Annotated in this window: 14 protein-coding genes; 6 read left to right on the top strand and 8 right to left on the bottom strand. The window is 47.0% G+C overall.

What is annotated here, in order from left to right:
* Positions 1-17 precede the first annotated feature (17 nt).
* The 4 genes from AR383_RS10565 to rep form a co-directional block, all read right to left on the bottom strand.
* A complete protein-coding gene (locus AR383_RS10565) occupies positions 18-2,561 on the bottom strand; it encodes an alpha-amylase family glycosyl hydrolase (protein WP_055733099.1) in 2,544 nt (847 codons plus the stop codon).
* Between the two features lie 272 nt (positions 2,562-2,833).
* A complete protein-coding gene (locus tag AR383_RS10560) occupies positions 2,834-3,934 on the bottom strand; it encodes a protein kinase family protein (protein WP_055733098.1) in 1,101 nt (366 codons plus the stop codon).
* 245 nt (positions 3,935-4,179) lie between these two features.
* The gene (gene dauA / locus AR383_RS10555; protein WP_229711263.1) at positions 4,180-5,907 is read right to left on the bottom strand and encodes a C4-dicarboxylic acid transporter DauA; all 1,728 of its coding nucleotides are present in this window, start codon (positions 5,905-5,907) and stop codon (positions 4,180-4,182) included.
* A 210-nt stretch (positions 5,908-6,117) separates the two neighbouring features.
* Entirely contained in the window at positions 6,118-8,142 is a 2,025-nt protein-coding gene (gene rep, locus AR383_RS10550; protein ID WP_055733097.1) for a DNA helicase Rep, read from the bottom strand.
* Positions 8,143-8,319: 177 nt separating this feature from the next.
* Between rep and AR383_RS10545 the strand changes: the two genes are divergently transcribed.
* The 3 genes from AR383_RS10545 to AR383_RS10535 are packed head-to-tail and all read left to right on the top strand — an operon-like array spanning position 8,320 to position 13,110.
* Complete coding sequence (locus AR383_RS10545; RefSeq protein ID WP_055733096.1) at positions 8,320-8,886, top strand: TetR/AcrR family transcriptional regulator; 567 nt, start codon at positions 8,320-8,322, stop codon at positions 8,884-8,886.
* 19 nt (positions 8,887-8,905) lie between these two features.
* Positions 8,906-10,027, top strand: coding sequence for an efflux RND transporter periplasmic adaptor subunit (locus AR383_RS10540; protein ID WP_055733095.1), 1,122 nt, complete (start codon positions 8,906-8,908; stop codon positions 10,025-10,027).
* Positions 10,028-10,038: 11 nt separating this feature from the next.
* Positions 10,039-13,110, top strand: a complete 3,072-nt coding sequence (locus tag AR383_RS10535; RefSeq protein ID WP_055733094.1) for an efflux RND transporter permease subunit — start codon at positions 10,039-10,041, stop codon at positions 13,108-13,110.
* A 451-nt stretch (positions 13,111-13,561) separates the two neighbouring features.
* Here the strand turns inward: AR383_RS10535 and AR383_RS10530 are convergent, their stop codons facing one another.
* The gene (locus AR383_RS10530; RefSeq protein ID WP_055733093.1) at positions 13,562-13,888 is read right to left on the bottom strand and encodes a hypothetical protein; all 327 of its coding nucleotides are present in this window, start codon (positions 13,886-13,888) and stop codon (positions 13,562-13,564) included.
* The gene (locus AR383_RS10525; RefSeq protein ID WP_055733092.1) at positions 13,889-14,383 is read right to left on the bottom strand and encodes a hypothetical protein; all 495 of its coding nucleotides are present in this window, start codon (positions 14,381-14,383) and stop codon (positions 13,889-13,891) included. It lies immediately after the preceding gene.
* Positions 14,384-15,483: 1,100 nt separating this feature from the next.
* On the opposite strand from AR383_RS10525, the gene AR383_RS10520 reads away from it, so the two are divergent.
* Positions 15,484-17,172 (top strand): hypothetical protein, encoded by a 1,689-nt coding sequence (locus tag AR383_RS10520; RefSeq protein WP_055733091.1) that lies wholly within the window; start codon positions 15,484-15,486, stop codon positions 17,170-17,172.
* 323 nt (positions 17,173-17,495) lie between these two features.
* The gene (locus AR383_RS10510; protein ID WP_055733089.1) at positions 17,496-17,948 is read left to right on the top strand and encodes a hypothetical protein; all 453 of its coding nucleotides are present in this window, start codon (positions 17,496-17,498) and stop codon (positions 17,946-17,948) included.
* A 208-nt stretch (positions 17,949-18,156) separates the two neighbouring features.
* Here AR383_RS10510 and AR383_RS10505 read toward each other — a convergent pair whose 3' ends face one another.
* Both AR383_RS10505 and tcdA read right to left on the bottom strand, forming a co-directional pair.
* Positions 18,157-19,791: a methyl-accepting chemotaxis protein gene (locus AR383_RS10505; protein WP_055733088.1), complete on the bottom strand. Its 1,635-nt coding sequence runs from the start codon at positions 19,789-19,791 to the stop codon at positions 18,157-18,159.
* A 105-nt stretch (positions 19,792-19,896) separates the two neighbouring features.
* Entirely contained in the window at positions 19,897-20,673 is a 777-nt protein-coding gene (gene tcdA / locus AR383_RS10500; RefSeq protein WP_157051700.1) for a tRNA cyclic N6-threonylcarbamoyladenosine(37) synthase TcdA, read from the bottom strand.
* Positions 20,674-20,821: 148 nt separating this feature from the next.
* Here tcdA and AR383_RS10495 point away from each other — a divergent pair, with 148 nt between their 5' ends.
* Positions 20,822-21,352 (top strand): DUF4136 domain-containing protein, encoded by a 531-nt coding sequence (locus AR383_RS10495; RefSeq protein WP_055733087.1) that lies wholly within the window; start codon positions 20,822-20,824, stop codon positions 21,350-21,352.
* Positions 21,353-21,355: the final 3 nt, after the last annotated feature.

Raw genomic sequence — 21,355 nt, 5'->3', positions numbered from 1 at the left:
TATTATTGCTTTAGTGTTTATTTTTGCTGAGTAAACATGGTCACGGCGGTGCCTTCAACCACTGTGCTACCAGTTACGCTGGCATTCGCCGCGCCGTTGGCATCGGCCACTTTAGTCCAAGACCCTGCAGGTAAGGTGATGCTTTGGTTATTGCCACTGTTATAAACAATGAACAAATTATGGCTATCACTAGGGTCGGTGATGTGGCCGGTGATCACTTGTCCAGCATATTGCTCAGGACGGCTAACACTAAGGTATTGAGCTATCTCTTGGTTGCTGTTCATGCGCAGGCCAGCATGTTGACGACGCAGCGCAATAAGCTGCTTGAAGTAATCAAAAGTCGCGACGTTGGCAATTTTATTTGACCAACGAATGGCATTGAAGCTATCGGGGGCGTTGTAGCTATTGTGTGCGCCACCATGATCGCCGTAGTTCCATGCGTTAGGGCTGCTAATTTGCTGGTGATTGGTTTTGGTGCGCAGGAATTCATCACCGGCATGGATGAAAGGAATACCTTGGCTGGTAAGCACTAGCCCCATACCAAAGTTCACCACGCGTTTGGCGTAACTCAAATCGCTGGGTGGAGTAAAACTCATTACCTGATGAGAGCTATTTTGTACCACGTTGCTAGACGCGCTGAGGTAGACCTTATCCCATAGTGCAAAGTTATCGTGGGCCGAGATGTAATTGATGCTTTGCTCTGGGTCGGCGGCATAGTTGCGGAACCAAGTACTGTTGCGTCCATCGTTGGCATCATAGGGTGAACCTCGGAAGCCATCGTAAATCGCCCAACCGCTATCGGCTGCAGCTACATTGTTGAACATATAGGCGCTGCGCGTATCGTCGTTAGAGCCTTTTAACGCTTCACGGTAGGCGCCGTTAAATACCCCAACGTGCTGATCAACCATGTTGTGAGTAGTGCCGTAGCGTACCCGCTGACCTTCGAGAGGGTCGCTGGCGTAACCATTCCAAGGTTCTCCGTAAATCAGCAAGTTGCGATCAGCAAATTTGCTGTTTAAGTGGCTGGCCCATTTTTGCACTTCTTGATAGGAGAAAATACCAATCAAATCGAAGCGGAAACCGTCGATGCTGTATTCATCCACCCAGTATTCAAGCGAGTCTTGAATCATCCGGCTGACCATGGGTACATCGGCGTTAATCGAGTTGCCGGTGCCTGAAAGATCGCTGGCGGTGTAGTACTGCATGGAAATATTTTCGAACATTTCGTTGTTGTAAGTATGGTTATACACCACGTCCATAATCACCCGGATACCAGCTTTGTGGAATTCGTTGATCATGGTTTTGAATTCTCGCACTCGCTGCTCATAATCGTTAGGCACGTTGGAGTAACGATCTTCTGGAATGTTGTAGTTGCGTGGATCGTAACCCCAGTTGTAACAAGGGTCGCTGTCGGGCAAGCCGTCACAGGTAGCAAAGTCGTAAACTGGTAGCAGTTGCACGTGAGTCACACCCAGTTCTTTAAGGTGGTCTATGCCGGTTGTAATCCCTTGATAAGTGGTGCCGGGTTCAACTAGACCTAGGAACTTACCGCGCTTGTCGGCGCTCACCCCAGAGCTGGCATCAATGGTGAAGTCGCGCACGTGCAGCTCGTAGATAATCGCATCTTCGCGCTCGATTAAGCTGGGGCGTGCTGCCCAACCGTCTAGCGGTTCAGTGCGGGACATATCCATCACAATGTTAACCGCTTCGTAATCGCCAGTACCGGCCTGCGCCATTTTCCCGTAAGGGTCGCGCACCTGTACGCCATTAACGTAGAAGGTATAAGGCTTGAGGTGAAGATCGCCTGGCACGGTGGCTTGGTAAACCTGAGTGTATCCGGCAAAGTCAGGCACCGCTTGCATGGCGTAGCTTACGCCATCCACTTCTACGCTAACGTTGCTGTTCTCAGGAGACCATAGGGAGAAAGTCGTAGCAGACGGTGAGTAAACTGCACCAAGGGTTTCTGGGGTGATTGGGCAATCATCCACGCACTGTTGTTTCTCGGTGGTCACTACCTTGGTGTCGGCATTAAAACAGATGTCGTAGCTGCTATTGGCGTCTACCAATACGTCGGCCTGAGGGTAGTTTTCGGTCCAATCGCCATAGTGGTCGATTTTGAAACGTGGCTCGTCGTTAGCGAAAGTTTGAGTGGTACAGAAAGTGATGTTGTCACTGCTGTCCATAGGTGTGGCTTGCCAGCCATTGGCAGTGCCACGGAAGTACCAGCTGTCTTCAGGTGGCTCAATTTCTATATCGCCACAGTTGGCGACTTCGGTGGCAGTAATGGTTTTGCTGTCGCTAAAGAAGCGAATGTCGTAACTCTTGTTAGCCGCAACGGTGTAGTCGGCATTGGGGTAGGCTTCGTTCCAGTCGCCGTAGCGGTCAATCTTAAAGCGGGGGTTGTTGTCGCCAAAGCTTTGGCAGGTTTGATATTGGTTTCCAGAAACTAATTCTAGCGGGGTGCTAAGCCATTGGTTTGGCGTGCCCCTAAAGTTCCACTCCGCGCTGGCGTGCGCAGACAGTAAGCTCGCTCCTAACAGAACGATAGATAACTTTTTCATGGTCTTTCCTTGTACTGTTTTGCTGTTTATTTAAGCATCAGCGCTTGGCGAAAATACTGCGAGTGCGCTTCAAGTCTGATGATTTTGCTTTGTTCTTATTTTTTAAGGCCAATGTGCAGTTCAATCTGCTACTCCATGGCAATTGAGAATGGTAGAGAATAAATACTAAAAAAGGGCAAAAAATAGCCAGAACTGTGAAGTGAATGTCTTAAGGCCATCGAGTTGAATCGATGGCCTTGTAAACAGATCTTAACGTTTTGAATAGTAGGGGGTTATTTCAATTGGTACTGCTGGGCTAAGTGGCGGTAATCTTGGTACTTCTTGATCAGCGCCAGTTGGTCTAAAGTAGCGTTATCAAACAACAGTGCGCCGTTGTTTTGCAATTGCAGGTAAACGGTGGCCGCCATGGTAATGACTTTGTCGATACGTTTTAAGGTCATTGGGGTGCAGCTTTTACCACTTATATCGTCTTGAATATCTAAGCAGTGAGAGCGGAAGCTTTCGGCAATAAACAGATTTTTTAAGGAACGGTCGTTGTCTAACGCATATTCCCAGCGTTCAATAATCTCGGTTTGCCAATGAATGACACTGGGATGAGCAAAGTTTTGTTTTAACCAAATTAGCTTCTGGGTATAGATGTCTAAGCCCACTTCTTTGAGCTCGCGGTACAGGGCGAGTTGGTCGTTGGCGGTCATCACGTCTTGGTAACGCAATAAGTAACCAAATACATTGCGTGTTTCTAAGCGTTCTACCGCGTGAAAAGCCGGTGAGGCCAAACCGTCACTGTTGTAATGCTCCAGTGGATCGAAGCGGTACATGTAACCAAAATCGAATAAATAGATTTGTCGACCGTCGTACAGAATGTTGCCGGGACAGAGATCCCATTCCATTAGGCCTACTTGTTCTAGGGCAAACATGGTATCGAAAATTTGGCGGAAAATTTCTCGACTAAAACTGCACAAGGGCTTGCCATCGATCCATGGGGAAAGAATAAAACCCAGCCGGTAATCGGCGTACAGGGTGGTTACAATGTGTTTAAAGGCGGCAGCGGTGCTGGCCTTATCTTTCAGCGCTTGTAAGTCTTGACGGCGTTGCACTTCGTTAAGGAAGGATGTTTCGCCATCAATGTTCTGTACTCGTGCTTCGGCGCGGCGGCGCTTAAGGTTGTAGTGACGGCCATTAATGCATAGATGAATGACAGTGGCGGTGAGCCCATCGTCAAACACTTCAACTACGTAGGGAGAGTTAAGATTTAAAGAAGCTAATTCTTCCGGGGGTAAGGGGCAGTTTTCAATTTTACCCACTACAATATTTTGCTCGCCTTGTTGAAAACGTAATTGAGCTTGTTGGCGTTGCTCAACTATTGCATTCATTACCACTCTCCAGACAGTTTATTATTCGATGAGTTTATGATCATAAGTCTATGGAGTAAGGGAATTTATCAGAATGAAAAGCGTTTCGGTCACAAATATTGTTGGCTTGAAACGCCTTATTCGTTTGAGATCACACTTATCAGCTTAACTTTGCTTAGGTTTATTGCTGGTTTCATGCTTGGTAAAGCCCTTGACGCCAGACTATTTAGCGTAGCTGGCGTCAGATAAAAAATTTTATTGGCGACTTAAAGCATTTTATTGGCGATGGCAAAGCTATCTTCTAAATTTCTTGAAAATGCCACACTACCACTATGTTTGCGGATCCCCGCGCGGCGCAGTTTTAAGATCATTCGCGGCAATAGACCGTTAATCACTAGCCCAATTTTGCGTTGTTCTAAGTCTTTAGCAATTGATTCCATGGCCACGATGGCACTCATGTCGATGAGGGTGACCTCAGTCATGTCGAGGATTATCACCCTCACCTCGGGGCGAACCGAGGTAATGGTTTTTAAGGCCTTTTGTGCAGAACCAAAAAACAGTGGGCCATTGATGTCATATAACATCACTTTATCGGGCAGTTGATAGCCTTCGTGGCTATCTTCAATGGCGGCGGCCTGAGTGAGACTAACACTGCGTTTAATAAATAACATGGCGGCCATGCCCATACCCACCGCAACCGCAATGGTCATATCGAACAGCACCGTGAGCGAGAAGCATAGCAGCAGCACAATTATGTCATCTTTAGGGGCTACTTTAAGGGTGCGGACAAAGTGTTTGGCTTCACTCATATTCCACGCCACCATTAATAACAAGGCAGCCATAGAGGCCATCGGAATATAAGACAGGATTGGTGCCAGAAGCAGAATACTCAGCAGAATAAATAGACCGTGTACCACCGAAGCGAGCGGCATGCTGCCACCAGATTTTACATTGGCGGCGGTACGAGCGATGGCCGCAGTAGCGGGAATGCCACCTAATAAGGGCGCCACAATGTTGCCAATGCCTTGACCAATTAGCTCGTCGTTGGGATTGTGTTTTTTACCGGACATGCCATCGGCGACCACCGCGCAAAGCAGTGATTCTAAGGAACCCAAAATGGCAATGGTGAGCGCCGCAGGCAGCAACTGACGAATTAACTCAAAGCTTAAACCTAGCGGTGTACCATCAGCGCCGGGGAGGTTCCAAGGCCACTCAAATTGGGGTAACAGAGGTGGAATGCCACTGCCACTGAGGCCGTCTAGGCTGTAAGAAAAGCGACTGCCAATGGTGGCCACTGAAAATTCACTCAAGCCAAGGCTGAGCAAGTAAGCGCTAAGGCTACCAACCAGCAGGGCAATCAAGTGACCGGGGATCTTAGAGCGAAACTTGGGCCAAACCAGCAGTATTGCTAAGGTAAGAGCACCAATCAGCGCCTCGCGCCAGTCGACGCTGGGTAAGGCCTGTATTAGCGCGGCTAGCTTAGCCAAATAGTGGCCGTCGACGGCGGCCACTTGCAGGCCTAGAAAGTCTTTAATTTGAAAGGTCGCGATGACCACACCAATACCCGCGGTGAAGCCAACCGTGACCGGGTAGGGCACAATTTCAATAAACTTACCCAGCCTACCTAGGCCCATGAAAATCAAGATAAAACCGGCCATGAAGCCAGCCATCAGCAACCCGCCCAGACCATATTGCTGAACAATCGGCAGCAGAATGACCACGAAGGCCGCAGTGGGCCCAGAAATATTCACTTTGGAACCGCCACTAAGGGCGATTACTATGCCCGCCACTAGAGCGGTATATAAACCGTGTTGCGGGGGAACGCCGCTGGCGATAGCTAGGGCCATCGATAGCGGCAGGGCAATTACCCCAACCGTTAAACCGGCGAGCACATTGGCTTGAATTTGTTGAGCTGAAGGTTGGCTTTGTAGGCTTTTTCTTAGCGCAGAAAACATCGGCATCTCGATATTGATAGTGACAGGTGCTCTGATCACGTGCTCGAATAAGGGCGTTTAGCGAGATATTTATGCGCAGCGGCAGCACCCAACGCTGCGGCGCAATTTAGAGCGACGTGAAAGCCTGCTTTATACACCCGCGGGCCCCCTTGAAGCAATGGGGTTAAAGGATAAAGCCCGCAATCTTGTGTGGATTTACTTTAAATTAGCCCATTCAGAGGATCTGTGACTGAGCGTTACCGTTTCGCGCTATTTATTTTGATTAAGTGCGGCCCTTAACGCAGCGATGCCTTTATTGCCTTTGGCTTGGCGTTCTTCGGCTGTTTCTGTTTTGCGCTTTTGTTCCCAAATAAGGTCGTTTTGCGGTAGCTCATAAAGAAAGCGACTGGGTTCGGGTTTTATCAATTCACCAAATTGGCGACGTTCCTTGGTTAGGGTAAAGGTGAGTTCTTTTTGTGCGCGAGTAATGCCCACATAGGCCAGACGGCGTTCTTCTTCTACGTTGTCTTCGTCGATGCTGCTTTGGTGGGGCAATAAGCCTTCTTCCATGCCTATCAGATAAACAAAAGGAAACTCCAAACCCTTGGAAGCGTGCAGGGTCATCAGCTGAACTTGATCGCTGTCTTCATCTTCTTCGCCGCGCTCCATCATGTCTCTTAAGATCAAGCGGTTCACCACTTGCGGTAGGGTCATTGGCTCGTTGTCTTGGTCACCTTCAAGCATGCCACTGACCCAGCGGAATAGCTCCGAGACGTTTTTCATTCTCATTTCCGCCGCCTTAGGGCTGGGGCTGGTTTCATAGAGAAAGTCTTCGTAATGAATATCGCGGATCATGTCGCGCACTGCTTGCTGGGCATCGTCGCGCTCGGTGCGATCGGCCAAGTTGACTAACCACTGGCAGAATTGATTCACCGAGTTGAGGGCACGAGTGGGCAAGATCTCATTCATTTGCTCATGGCAGGCCGCTTCAAATAAGCTAATGTGCAGCTGATTGGCGAAGCTGCCGATTTTTTCCAAGGTGCTGGTGCCAATTTCACGGCGCGGGGTATTGATCACGCGGAGTAGTGCATTGTCGTCGTCTTGATTCACCAAGATCCGCAAATAGGCCATGATGTCTTTAATTTCGGCACGGGCGAAGAACGAGGTACCACCGCTAATTTTGTAGGGGATCCGGTTGTTCATTAGGGTTTTCTCTAATAAACGGCTTTGGTGGTTACCACGGTATAAAATCGCGTAATCTTTGTAACTGGCATCGTTCATGAAGCGATGGCCAATTAATTCCGCTACTACTCGTTCGGCTTCTTGCTCTTCGTTTTTGGCAAATAGAATTTTTAAGGGTTCGCCATAAATCAATTCGGAGAACAGGCTCTTTTCAAAAATATGCTCGTTGTTCTCAATTAAAATGTTGGCGCACTTTAGGATCCGCTGGGTAGAACGGTAATTTTGTTCCAGCATAATCACTTCCAAAGCGGGGAAGTCTTGCTGTAATTGCATCAGGTTTTTCGGCTGAGCCCCACGCCAAGAATAAATGCTTTGGTCGTCGTCACCCACTACGGTGAAGCGGGCCCGCTCACCGGCGAGTAGTTTCACCAGTTGGTATTGACTGGTATTAGTATCTTGATACTCATCCACTAACAAATACTGAATGGTATTTTGCCAGCGCTGGCGCACCTCGGCATCGTGAGTGAGCAGCAGGGTGGGCATCAAGATTAGATCATCAAAGTCCAAGGCATTGTAGGCGGTAAGTTGACGTTGATAAGCCTGATATAGATGAGCAAACAGTTGCTCATGTTCACTTTGCCCGGAGGCTCTAGCGACGGCCTGAGTGGGAAGGATTAAATCGTTTTTCCAATTGGAGATTTGGCTCAGCAGCTGTTTAAGTAAGTCTTTATCGCCTTGTAGCTGAGTTTCACTCAGCTCTTTCAGTAGCGCCATTTGGTCTTGGTCGTCAAACAGCGAAAAATTGGGCTTGAGCTTAAGGCTTTTATATTCACGGCGAATAATGTCTAAGCCCAAAGTATGGAAGGTAGATACCCGTAAACCACGCGCTTCTTTACGGCCCAAGGTTTGTCCCACCCGCTCTTTCATTTCCCGCGCGGCTTTGTTGGTAAAGGTGACCGCCGCAATGTTTTTTGCCTGATAGGCACAGTTTTGAATCAGATGGGCGATCTTATTGGTAATTACCCGCGTCTTACCACTGCCTGCACCGGCTAATACTAAGCAGGGGCCTGATACATAACTCACGGCTTTTGATTGGGCGGGATTTAACTTCACGGCGGCTTCCTTCTTTATTGGGGCTGCATTTTAGCTGATAAAGCGGGGCTATTCTATGTTGATCACTACGCTTAGAGGGCTGTCAAAAGGTAAAATTTTGTAAAATGAACAATTATTCATTGCATGTTTTTGAGCTGCTTATATAATCGCCAGCTCTAACCGTACTAGCCTTATTTTATGATTGCAGACAAACGTTTACGCATATTGCTTGCCGCCGAAACCCTAGTCAGCCGTTTTGGTGTTGAGGGCTTGTCGATGCACCGAGTTGCCAAACAGGCGAAGCTGGCCACTGGGACTATTTATCTGTATTTCAAAGATAAAGACGCCTTAATGAGCGAGTTACATGAGCGGAATTTACGTCTATTTGCCGAGGCATTTTTGGCCGATGTAGACCCTAGCAGTAGCCTAAAACAGCAGCATCATCAGTTATGGCGCAACGGTTTTAGTTATCAGCAAAGTAATGCCAATGTGCAGCGCCTGTGGGTTCATTTAGAAACGTTGCCGCGCAATACGCGTCATAAACAATTAATTCAAGAGCTGTTTCAACCGCTTGAACTGTTCTTCGAAAAAGGTGTGGAGCAGGGGTGCTTTAAAGCCTTACCAAGCGAAATGTTGTATGCCTTGGCATTTGGTTCGTTATACGAAATCTGTCGTTTCTCGCATTTGCGGGATGTTAATTTTTCACAGCAAGACATGGATGTGGCGCTATTAGCTAGCTGGGATGCTATTACCGTACACCCTTAAGTGATATGGAGTAGGGAACATGAAAAAATGGATGGCAATCATGCTTGCCGTGGCACTTCTGCTATTTGGTAGCGTGTTTGGTTTTTACCACTTTAAGCAAAAAATGATTGCTCAATACATGGCAAATCGAACGATACCAGAATCGCCTGTAGAAGTGACAGACGCTAAGGCTCAAGATTGGCAATCGATGATTGAGTCAATTGGTTTTATCGAACCCTTTCAAGGGGTGAATTTGAGCAGTTCGGTGGCAGGCTTGGTGGATAAAATTCATTTTGCCTCGGGTGATCGAGTGCAAGCGGGTGATTTATTAGTTAGCCTTGAAGCCGATGTTGAAAAAGCCAACTTGGCCAGTGCCGAGGCTAAGCTTCCGGCAATTAAACGCCAATTAGAACGTAACCGCACCCTGTTAGAGCGTGGCTCGGTATCGCAAACGCAGTTCGACGATTCAGAAGCAAACTACTTAGCTTTGGTTAGCGACATCGAGGCCCTTAAGGCCACCATTGAGCGACGTGATATTCGTGCGCCCTTTAATGGAGTGATGGGGATTCGTCAAATTAACTTGGGTGAGTACCTGCAAGCGGGTAGCGATATTGCGCGTTTAGAAAATCTTGAACACATGTTGTTGCGCTTTATTGTGCCGCAAAAAGAGATCTCTCGAATTAGCTTGGGCACCGAAATTGAGCTGAATACTGATGCTTATCCAGAGCAGTGGTTTAAAGGCAAAATTACCGCCATTGAACCCACCGTTGATGTGCAAAGTGGGGTGATTCAGGTACAGGCTACCATTCCTAATGCCGATGGTTTATTGCGTTCTGGCATGTACGCCACGGTGCGCATTTGGCAAGACGTGCAGCCGAATCAGGTAGTGATTCCTCAGCAAGCTATCTCTTTCTCGCTTTACGGCGAATCGGTATACGTGGTTGAGAAGCAAACTGCAGAGGATGGCAGCGAAAGCTTAATTGCTAAGCAACGCTCGGTAACAGTAGCTGAGCGTCGTGGTGACAGTGCGGTGATTGCTAAAGGCATTAAGGCCGGCGAACAGGTAGTGGTATCGGGTCAGGTACGCTTACGCAATGGCGCTGAAGTGCGCATCGTAGAAGATAGCTTCCTGCAACGCGACCAAAGCTTGCCAAAGGATTAGGAGCTTAGCTTATGAGATTTACCGATACTTTTATTCGGCGGCCGATACTCGCTTTATCCTTAAGTTTGCTATTGCTTATTGTGGGCGTTCAGGCGGTATTAAAGCTGCAAATTCGTGAATACCCAGAGTTAACCAATACGGTGATTACCGTTACCACCGCTTATTATGGTGCGCCGGCGGAGGTGATTCAGGGCTTCATCACCCAGCCTTTGCAACAATCGATTGCCGAGGCCGATAACCTCGACTTTTTAGAATCAACGTCGGCCATGGGCAGCAGTACCATTACCGCTTACATGAAAACCGGCTCCGATCCTGATGCCGCCTTGTCGGAGATTATGGCTAAGGTGAATGCGGTACGGGCCAGTTTGCCCAGTGAAGCGCTAGACCCTAATATTGCGCGTTCTACCGGTTCTAGTACTTCTATTATGTACATCGCGCTTACCAGTGGTGAGCTAAAATCGGCACAGATTGTGGATTACGTGAACCGTAACGTACAACCGCAAATGGTAACCGTAACCGGTGTAGCTAAGGCTAACGTGTACGGGCCTGCCTTGTCGATGCGGGTATGGTTGGATCCAGTAAAACTGGCCAACTACAAGCTGACCGCTGCCGAAGTAGTGGGAGCGCTGCAAAACAACAACTTTAGATCGGCCCCCGGACAGGCAAAGAGTCGTTTCTTCACTTATAACGTAGAAGCTGATACCGACTTAAAAACCAAGGCTGAGTTTGAACAGCTAATCGTTGCCCGTAGTGGTAGTGGCATTGTGCGTTTGAGCGATGTGGCCGAGGTGGAGTTGGCTGCGGCGCGGGAAATGGTGAGAGCCAAAGGTGATGGCCAAACTGCGGTGGTGGTGGCTATTGACCCCACTCCAACGGCTAACCCTTTGACGGTAGCCAAAGCTATTATAGACATGTTACCCGATATTGAAGCTAACTTGCCCGATAACATGGACATGAAGGTACTCTATGATTCAACCGAATACATCGAGTCTTCAATTAACGAAGTATTAAGCACCATTGTAGAAGCCACAGTGATTGTGGTGGTGGTGATCTTCCTGTTTATGGGGAGTTTGCGTGCGGTATTAATTCCGGTGATTGCGATTCCTTTGTCTTTGGTTGGGGTGTGTTTGGCAATGCAGGCCATGGGCTTCTCGTTAAACCTATTAACCCTACTGGCAATGGTATTGGCGATTGGTCTGGTGGTGGATGACGCCATCGTGGTGGTGGAAAACGTGGATCGGCATATTCGAATGGGGATGAAGCCTTTTGACGCCGCCATTGTGGGCACCCGTGAAATTGCTTTGCCGGTTATCTCCATGACCATTACCCTAGCGGCGGTGTATTCTCCGATTGCCATGGTAGAGGGTTTAACTGGGGTATTGTTTGCCGAGTTTGCCTTAACGCTGGCTGGTGCCGTAGTGGTGTCGGGCTTTGTGGCCTTAACTTTGTCACCGGTGATGTGTTCGGTATTGTTAAAACACAATCCTAATCCGGGGGGCTTTGAGCAGGGCGTACATAATTTCCTAGATAAACTAGATAGCGGCTATGACAAGCTGGTTGGTGGGGTACTGAATAACCGTCCGGTGATATTGGTATTTGCCTTAATCGTAATGGGCTCGTTGTATCCTTTGCTGAAAATCATTCCTAGCGAATTGGCTCCAGCAGAAGATAAAGGCGCCGCGATGATCATGGTGACCGGTCCGGCGGGCGCGAACCTTGACTATATGGACGCTTATACCACCGAGGTGGGCATGAAGGGTATGGAACTAGAGGACATCGCCAGCGCCTTTACCTTGGCCGGTATTCCCAGTTCTACCCAGGGCTTAGGTTTCTTGAATACCACGCTGTGGGAACAGCGCACCATGGATCAAGATACTTTAGTGAAAGCAATTCAACAGAAATCTGCCGATATTGCCGGCGTGTCTGTGGCCTCGTTCCCCTTGCCAGTATTGCCCGGTGCCAGTGGTGGATTTCCGGTGCAGTTTGTTCTGCAAGGCCCGGGGGATTACCGCACCTTGGTGAGTCTGGCTCAAGAGTTACAACAAGCGGCGATGCAAAGTGGTTACTTTGTCTTTAGTGATCTTGATACTAAGTTTGAAACGGCCACGCTAAACATCAGTGTTAATCGTGACAAGGCTGGTGCTTATGGCGTGAAGATGGTTGATATTGCTAATACTTTAGGCACCTTAATGGGCGATGGTTATATCAACCACATTAACTATGATGGGCGCTCTTACGAGGTGATCCCTCAAGTTAAGCGGGTGGATCGTTTAAGCCCAGAAAGCATTGAGCAGTTCTATGTGAAAACCGTAGACGGCAGCGCCGTGCCACTGAGCAACCTTATTGAGTGGGATTTACGTGGTCAGCCTGAGTCACTGTTGCAGATGAACCAAACCAACTCCATAACCCTGAATGGCGCGTTGATGCCCGGGCAAACCATGGGGGATGCCTTGGCCTTCCTTGAGCAAAAAGCCAATGACATACTGCCTAAAGGTTATGGCTTTGATTACAAAGGGGAATCTCGCCAGTATGTGCAAGAAGGTTCGGCCTTATTTACCACCTTTGGTTTAGCGTTGGCGATTATCTTCTTGGTATTGGCCGCTCAGTTTGAAAGTATTCGAGACCCAATTGTGATTATGGTGTCGGTACCTTTGGCGATTTGTGGAGCCTTGCTAATGATGGGCTGGGGCTTAGCGACGCTCAATATCTATACCCAGATTGGTATGATCACTCTAGTGGGTTTGATTACCAAACACGGTATCTTGATGTGTGAGGTGGCCAAAGAGCGGCAAATCCTACGTGGTGAAGATAAAATGACGGCAATTCGCCATGCCGCACGGATCCGCTTACGCGCCATCTTAATGACCACTATTTCGATGGTGGCCGGTTTGATTCCGCTATTGCTAGCAGTGGGCCCTGGTGCTGCGGCGCGTTTCGATATTGGTATGGTGATTTGTGCTGGCCTGTCAATCGGAACCGTGTTCACCTTGTTTGTATTGCCGGTGATTTATTCTTACTTTGGCGCTAATCATAAACCCGTGCCAAGTGTGGCTCACTTACAGGGTGAAACCGTAGCTGATTAATAACTATGTGTTGCACTGAAAGCCCGGCTAATCCGCCGGGCTTTTAAATGAAACAAAGGCTGCTCTAGTAATAGAGCGGCCTTTGTTATATTTAAAGTCTATATAAATCAGTGTTTTAAGCTTTAAATTCTAAGGTTTTTCGATGTTACCTTCTAAAAGGTTTTTGCCCCATTCCTTGTTAGTAACGGGATAAAAGCTTTCGCCTATGGCGACGTCATTTTTCTTTGATGTGCGGATTTAATCTGTCGATGCAATACACTGCATAAATCTCTCAGCTGGAGTCTCAGAATCCAAAGTGAGTGGTATCTACAGTCGAAACAAGTACTTCCCTGAGAAGATAGAAGCTTGAGTCAAGCGGTTGAGCCTCTTGAATATGGTGGATAGATTGAAGCGTGAGGCGAAAGCGAATTAGCTAGAACAGCATGTCTGACTGCTCTAGCACAATTGACTATTATAAACCGTTAGCTGACATGATGAATTGAGTTTTCATCTTTAACGCACTGGTTTTTACACAAGCGGAATAATGCTTAGGGCTATCATTCACCTTTCGAAGAATGGCTTTTCTAGCTTCTTTTGATAGCCATTTGATAGGTGATTGACCGTAGGGGATAGGCCGTGGAACTAAGTCCATCAAATCAGAGCACTTTCTAGACTCGTTCAATAACTTGTAAGTTAAGTCAAAAGTTTTATCGTTAACTGCCCACCCTTTAACTTGCTGGCCATATACAGAAGCAAGAAAGGTTTTAAGTTGTTGTTTGTCTGTTGTGTCGAGCGCCATTTATCTTTCCTTTATTGCTGACATTAGTTCTGAAAATCGCTCTTTATTGCCTAGCATTGTTAGTTGGTGAGCCTGTCCTTCTTCGATTACGAAAATATGCCCCATGTTTTCATCTGCACTATAAACGGCATAGATTGTTGCCGTGCCTAGAGTTTTCTCAATAGCCTTGTTTGTTGGTAGCCCAAATGTCTCGGCTTGTTCAGCTGAGAGTGCTGCTAACCACGCAGGTTGGGTTTCTCTCAGTTGTGGAGAGAAAATTGATTTTACGAATTCGAGCTCTAATCCTGACAAATCAATAGATGAGTACATGGTTTGTGGGTTGATTAAGGAGTGCGAAAAATACCAATCTTCGTACTTTAGAATCAAAGTCTCGGAGCTATGAGAAATCAATTTGGGCTCTGTATAGGTGACTTTTAACGAAGGTGAAACAACCAACTCACCAGCGAAAGTAACCGTTGAAACTAACATAGCAAAAGCCATGAATAAGCTTTTCAATATCTTCTCCTTAGATAATTAATGCTTGAATTAACTGATAGTTAACACATTAAAGCACTTTGGTAAGCTAATTGACAGTACAAGAGGTGAAAGTCACTTTGGTAAGGCGCTGAGAGCGCGAGACAGTTTAAGGCTCTCAAAATACGATTCACCCGTAACTTGAGTTTGCCTCATTCTGTGTTATTAACGGGATAAAAGCTTTCGCCTATGGCGACGTCATTAAGCTTCAACGAGCAAAGCTTAGCTAAGCAAAAAGAAAGCTCGCCCTGCATTATCTTCATCCTGCGCGACTTGTTTCCAAGCGCGCCAGCGCAACTCGCTGCGCTCAAACAGTGCTCGGCGTCATCGCTTGTCAACCGCGTTGCTCGGCGATAATGAAGGGATTTAAAAGCGCAATCTTGACTGTCGAGGGTGTGAAATGTTTTTGCCCCAAAACGAGTTAGTAGCAACCCGCCAACTTTTCCTCTATCTATACTACTGGTTATTTATTCATTGGTAACGGAACTCAACAAAATGTACGACAAAGCGAGCCCAAAATTAGCCAAACTGTTCTCGCTTTGTTTTTGTCTATTTTTATAACTTTATGAATTTACTGATTTTGTTGTTGATGGTATTAAATTTGTCGCGCCAAAATCTGGCGCGGTAAACCTATTCTCGCTTTGTCTTTTGTCAATAGGCGCTGTAAAGCTTCGATGTCTACTGGTAAGTTATTGTCATTATTAAATAATTTAACTTGGGATGAGTTGAATCTAGGCTGAAATGGCTGGGGTTTAACGAGAGTTCCGGGTAACAAACTGTTAGGCTTTTAATCTAATAATGATTATTAGAAAAATAGAAAACGAAGATTGGTCAGAAATTCTTTATATTCAGAAAGCTGCCTACATTGATGTTGCTCTAAACCGAATGCTAGTGCACTAACAAGTAGCTGCACGCTGCAACCTTTGCTAGGCTCATTTTATGTATTTCTCGTAGCTCTATATATTGGAACAAAAATATTTGCCTTCTAGAGAGGCGTAGCGACAACGATTTTCTGCTAACCGATACGTTACTGTTATAGAGAAGCGGTTAATCAAGACAGAAATGAAACAGGAGTTTGCGAAATGAATTTAGGACGATTCCAGTGTTTGGCGATTCTGAGTGGTATATTCTGGGCTGGAGCCAGCCAAACAGCGTTCGCGGGGCCAATCTCGGCGGAAGCAATGGCCGAAAAGAAGCAAGAAAGGCTCGCTCGTTTTCACGATCGAGTTGTCGAAACGTCTGCATACGATGCATGGCTATCCCGTCCGGAAGATGGCATACAATCGAACAATGCCTGTATTACCAATTATGCCAGCATTGAGGTAGAGCAAACTCAGCCTGCCACTGGCCCTAGTATAAGTGATAAAGACATTCATGCTTTGGCTAGAGAGCTTTCGTTAGAGAGGGTTAAGTACATTCAAAAAGGCACTTCACCCATGTTGCCAATGATGATCGATCAAGCGCTAAAGAGGGAGGGTGTATCCAACATCTCTGAGCTATCTGACAACGATGTTTTTATGCTGTTTACAATGTATCAAGTGGAAATGTCTGATGAGGATAGGCTTAGTTACAATCAGTATTACCAGCGATGGGTGCAAAAAAGTAGTTTACAGGCGATGGGGGGAGTAAAAAATAACGATTGGTTTAAGGCAGAAGCCACCTATCGGAAGCTTCCTCTGCAGATGCAAAGAACCCAAATAGCAATAGACAAAACCCTTGGACAGCAGAAAAAAAATACTCGATTGAAAGCAATCGATAAGAAGATAAAACAGGTTGAAAACGAGGTCTATGCAGAGAAAGCCGAGTACGAAAAGGCACAGCGTTATGCTAGCGGCAACGGCAAGGAATCTTTCCCTTTCGCCACGGTTTATGTGTTTCATAAACTGGAGCGTTTCACTGATTCGATTCCCTTGGTAGGTACTTCGGCCGTCGATACAGACTACCAGAAGCAATTAGTGGCCAGCGTTGTTGAGCCTGTCGCAAAGCGGTGTCCAGATTTACGTTATATCGTTATTAAACATAGATTTAACGATTTGATATCGAATATGGATTGGCGTATTGGGCAAACTATATTCGTCAACCAATCTGGCAACTGGTTGCCAGAAAAGGTGCCGTCCAAGCAACTCCAATCTGTGTATTTAGAAGATAACGAATTTCGTTCACCAGAATACTATACAGTTACCGAGTCGAGTACTACTGATGTAAAGGCGTACTGGAGTCGCGGCAATTATATGGAGAAATATAGCGCCTATGAAGCCAGTCTTATGCAGGATAACGGCAAGATAGCACTGCCTGACAATCTACAGGCGCCCAAGGAAGACGACATTTTAATGATGCTGTTACGCGAAGTGGCCTTTAATTCCAATGCAGATATACAGTATGGAGCAAGTCGTTATGCTAGCCCGTATTTTGGTGGCCATATAGTGTCTCGCATTGATGATATCTCTAATGTTGTATGCCACGGCGGCGGTCGCCAGTTCAATTGCAGTTTTGATCTAGAGGGTGTTATCTATTATAGCGGCCAAGGCGGCGCGCTATTAGTGCGTGAAGTTACTAAGTTAAAAACAGGGTCCGCTGAAGAGAAGGTAAGTGAACATGTGCAGCGAACACTGGTAATGACCGAGGCCGGATGGCGCTCGCCCGATGAAGAAGCGCAGATAAAAAGCTATCAGCGTGAAATGATGAAAAGTGTTGCGAAAGGTTTTGAAAATGGGGCTTGTGCAGTTGAGAATCTAGGTCCAAATTATTTGGTTTCTGCTGGGTGCCAATAATTACAGAACACTTTGCTGAGTCGTGCAATCAATGAAAGCTGTCACAAGAGATATGACGGAAAGAAGTGCAAAGGTGTATGGGGTAGCGCCCTTGCTCCTAATGACTGGAAAGAATGTTCAGAATGCAATGCCACAGGAAATAATCCGAATAATAGTAAATTTGAAATGTGCGATGGTTTTGGTTGGTTTTATATTAGGCCATCAATTTAGCCTTATATGTTAATTAATTACACACATAACAAGGCGGTCAAGTTCACTCCGCCACTGCGTGGGAACGCCAAAGCTATGCTTTGTCGTCCCCTTATCTCGGCGTTGGTATATGAATGAATAAGATCTCATTTAAAGTAATTAAGAGGTATAAATATGACTCTGGCCATGAAGTTTCAACCGTTAACATCGTTGTTGATGACAGGCCTTTGGCAGAAATTATGCTCGCCCATGAGATTCCATTCGCAACAAAGGAAGGGCATCCAGGTCTTGCTGGCGACTACCATGCAATTGAGGTAGCAACTTCTTCGATGGAACAATATTATCTTGGAAGCGCGGAGGCTTATTGGGGAGACGATAAAAACAAAACTATGGTGCTCGGCTGTTCATGCGGTATCGCAGGATGTTGGCCGTTACTCTGCAAGATCACTATAGACGGGAACAAAGTTATTTGGTCCGATTTTGAGCAACCTCATAGAGACGAAGACTGGGACTATTCGAATTTTAAAGGTTTTGAATTCAATAGACAGCAATATCTAAATGAGATCGAAGCAATGAAAAATGCCTAACAAAGCAATGTTGCGGATTCGCTACGCTCATCGCAAATTGCGGCGTTACCTCTACAAACCCTAATTCGAACGTTACCAAATAGTGCTTTTGCACTAACACACTTTTGTCCAAAAACGAGTTACATTCAGATGTACTTCATCCATTGTAATGAATAGCCACGGTATGACTTAATAGCCCGGCCAATGCCGGGCTTTTTATTGGCTGAGCTTAGTAAACAAAGCGCTTAAGTTGTTGGGTAAAGTCGTTGGCTAAGGCGTCGAGCTGGCTGCTGACTTGATTGGACTCATCCACTTGGTGAGCATTTTGCGCCGCCACATCGGCAATGCGGCCAATCAGTGAAGCGATTTCTGCGGCCACCGTGGTTTGCTCTTTGGCGGCGGAGGCGATTTGTAGATTCATTTCATTAACACTACCAATCGCAGTGACAATTTCCGAGAGTAGGCTTTCAGCCGTTTGTGCTTGTTGTACTACTTCGTCGGTGCGGTCTTGGCTTTGTTGCATCGCGCTAACCGCGTTGTTTGCGCCTCCTTGAATTTTTTCTAGAATGGCTTGGATCTCACTGGTGCTTTGCTGGGTCTTTTGCGCCAGGGTTCTTACTTCATCGGCAACCACCGCAAAACCTCGCCCTTGTTCTCCGGCGCGAGCCGCTTCAATCGCGGCATTTAAGGCCAGTAGGTTGGTTTGCTCGGCAATGCCTTTAATTACATCTAACACCGCGCCTACATTGTTGCTGTCGGCCGCTAAGTTCTTCACCACATCTCCCGCGTGGCTAATATCGGTGACTTGTGATTGAATGCTGCCGATTACTCGCTGCATTGCTTCGGCGCCACTGTGAGCGGTTAAATCGGTATTGTGGGTCGTATCGGCAGTGGCGGCGGCGTTTTGTGAAACCTCGTTGGCCGAGTGAGACATTTCTTCAATGGCGGTGGCGACTAAATCAGAGCTTTCGCGCTGTTGGTTGGCGCCTTCGGCCAGATCGTGAGACATGCTATTTAGCATTTGTGAGGAACGCTGTAGCTGTTCGCCGGACTGGCCTAAATTACTCACTGTATCTTGTAAAAAGGTTTGCAGTTTACGCGTGGCATTGGCCAGTTTGCCTAGCTCATCGTTGCGTTGCAGGTGAATGGTCACGTTAAGTTTGCCGTTGGCCAGGATCTCAATATCCTTAACAATACTATTGATGGGCTGAATACATTGACGATCCATGAATATGAAGCTCACCAACAACACTCCAAGACCACTGATTCCAATAATGACAAAACTAAGTGTACTGACTTGGGCTGCTTGTGCGGTATGGCGATTAACGTTCTCTAAGGTGAGCGCTGCGAGTTTTTCGCTGAGTTGGTCCATGGCATCGGAGGGGGCGCGGTCGATGCCTTTTACGGCGGCATCACCAGCTTTAAAATCGAAACCTGCCGCCTCATATTTGGCTTTACCTTGGCTATAGGCTTGGCCCATGGTTTTATGAGAGCGTAGAAAGTCTTGAGCAATTTGTGCCAGTTCTGGGTAATTTGCGCTTTGTAGCTCTTGGGCTAATTCGCTGACTTGCTGCTGCACATATTGCTGGCGCTCTAAAAATTGCCCCCAATATTTGCTGTTTTGCTTGGCATCGTGACCTCGCAATAATACATTTTTCCACTCTTGCACTTGGGTTTTAAAGGCCAAATGCGCCAGCAGGGTTTTCTCTTCTAGGTAGACTTCGGTGTGTGTAAGTTTGTCAAAATCATTGGCGGTTTGCTGTAATTTAAATGCGGTATACAGACCCACCGCAATCACAATCAGCACCGAAATAAACATCACTGATAGTATTTTAAAACGTAGGCTGGTGTTATCCCAAGACATGGCAACTCTCCTGTGTAGATAGCTTAAGCATAGAACAGTCACTACTAATATGAGATTTCTTTATAATGGCCCTGCTCATTGCGGAGCGAAGCCTAGCACTTAGGCTTAGGCTGCGGCTAGTTTTTTTAGAACTCGAGAAACGGCGGTAAAGGCAAAGCTAGCGGTGACATGGGTGACAGCGCCAAAGCCGCTGCTGCAATCCATGCGCATGCTGCCGCCGGTGTCGGGCTTGGCCATACAGGTTTCGCCACCGCTGCTGGGGTAAATCAGTTGTTCGGTGGAATAAACACAGTCTACGCCAAACTTACGTTTAGGGTTTTTACTAAAGTTGTAAAAACGACGCAGCTCGTTGCGTACCTTGGCGGCCAATGGGTCTTGAATGGTTTTGGCTAAATCGCTGATTTGGATCTGCGTGGGATCTATCTGGCCACCGGCGCCGCCCACGGTAATCAGCTTTATCTTGTTACGCTTGCAGTAAGCAATCAGCGCAGACTTGGCTTTGACGCTGTCGATAGCATCAATCACGTAGTCGAAGTCTTGGCTGATGTATTGGCTCAGATTATCTTTTGTGACGAAGTCTTCTATTTCGTGACACACGCAGTCGGGGTTGATTTGCAAGATCCGCTCGCGCATTACTGCGGTTTTTGATTGGCCCACACTGCCTTGTAAGGCGTGGATTTGTCGGTTGGTATTAGTGGTACAAATATCATCAAGATCGATCAGGGTGATATGACCAATGCCGCTACGTGCGAGTGCTTCTGCCGCCCATGAACCGACGCCGCCAATGCCTATTACGCACACATGGGCTTGTTGGAAGGTAGCCAGCGCGCGCTGCCCATACAGACGGGCAATGCCGCCAAAACGTTGTGAAAACTGAGACATGATCAACCTTAAAAAAATAACCGGCCGATTATAGCAAAGCGCTGCTGCTTGAGTCAGCTTTAGCTGAATAAAACTCAGCCGCAAATTTGCCAAGACTTGTGGTAGATTTAAGCAAGGTGAGATTTAGCCTAAATGACTGGAGTTAATTATGTTTCGATTTTTAAGTGTGCTGTTGTGCTTAGTCTCTTTGACGGCATGTACCATTAGACCAGCAACAGACTATAACGTGGATCAGGACTTCTCCCAGTACAAGGATTTTGCTTTCGCCCCATTGGCGGAAGATGCGGTATTAAGCATTGATGAGCAGCGTATTCAAGCTGAGCTGGCTAAGCAGTTACAAGCTAAAGGCTTGCAAGCGGTAGAGCAAGAGCAGGCCGATATGTTGGTGGCTTATCGAATTGATGAGGCTAGCGAATTAGAAGCCATTGGGGGTAACTTTACTTTTGGCATGGGCTCGCGCCACGGCATGATTGGAGTGAGTTCGCCGGATCGCTATAAAGAAAGAAAATACGGTAAGTTGGTGGTTGAGTTTATCGACCCTAAGGCAAAAAGCCTGATTTGGCGCTCTATTTCTCAAAGTAAACTGGGTGAAACCATGGGCCCAGAAAGGCGTGCTGAGTTTATTCAAAAACAGCTTGGCCTGATGTTAGAAAGTTACCCACCTAAGCCTGAGGCTTAAACA

It is taken from the genome of Agarivorans gilvus, from assembly GCF_001420915.1.
Lineage (GTDB): Bacteria > Pseudomonadota > Gammaproteobacteria > Enterobacterales > Celerinatantimonadaceae > Agarivorans > Agarivorans gilvus.
This window is presented reverse-complemented; position numbering and strand designations above follow the sequence as displayed.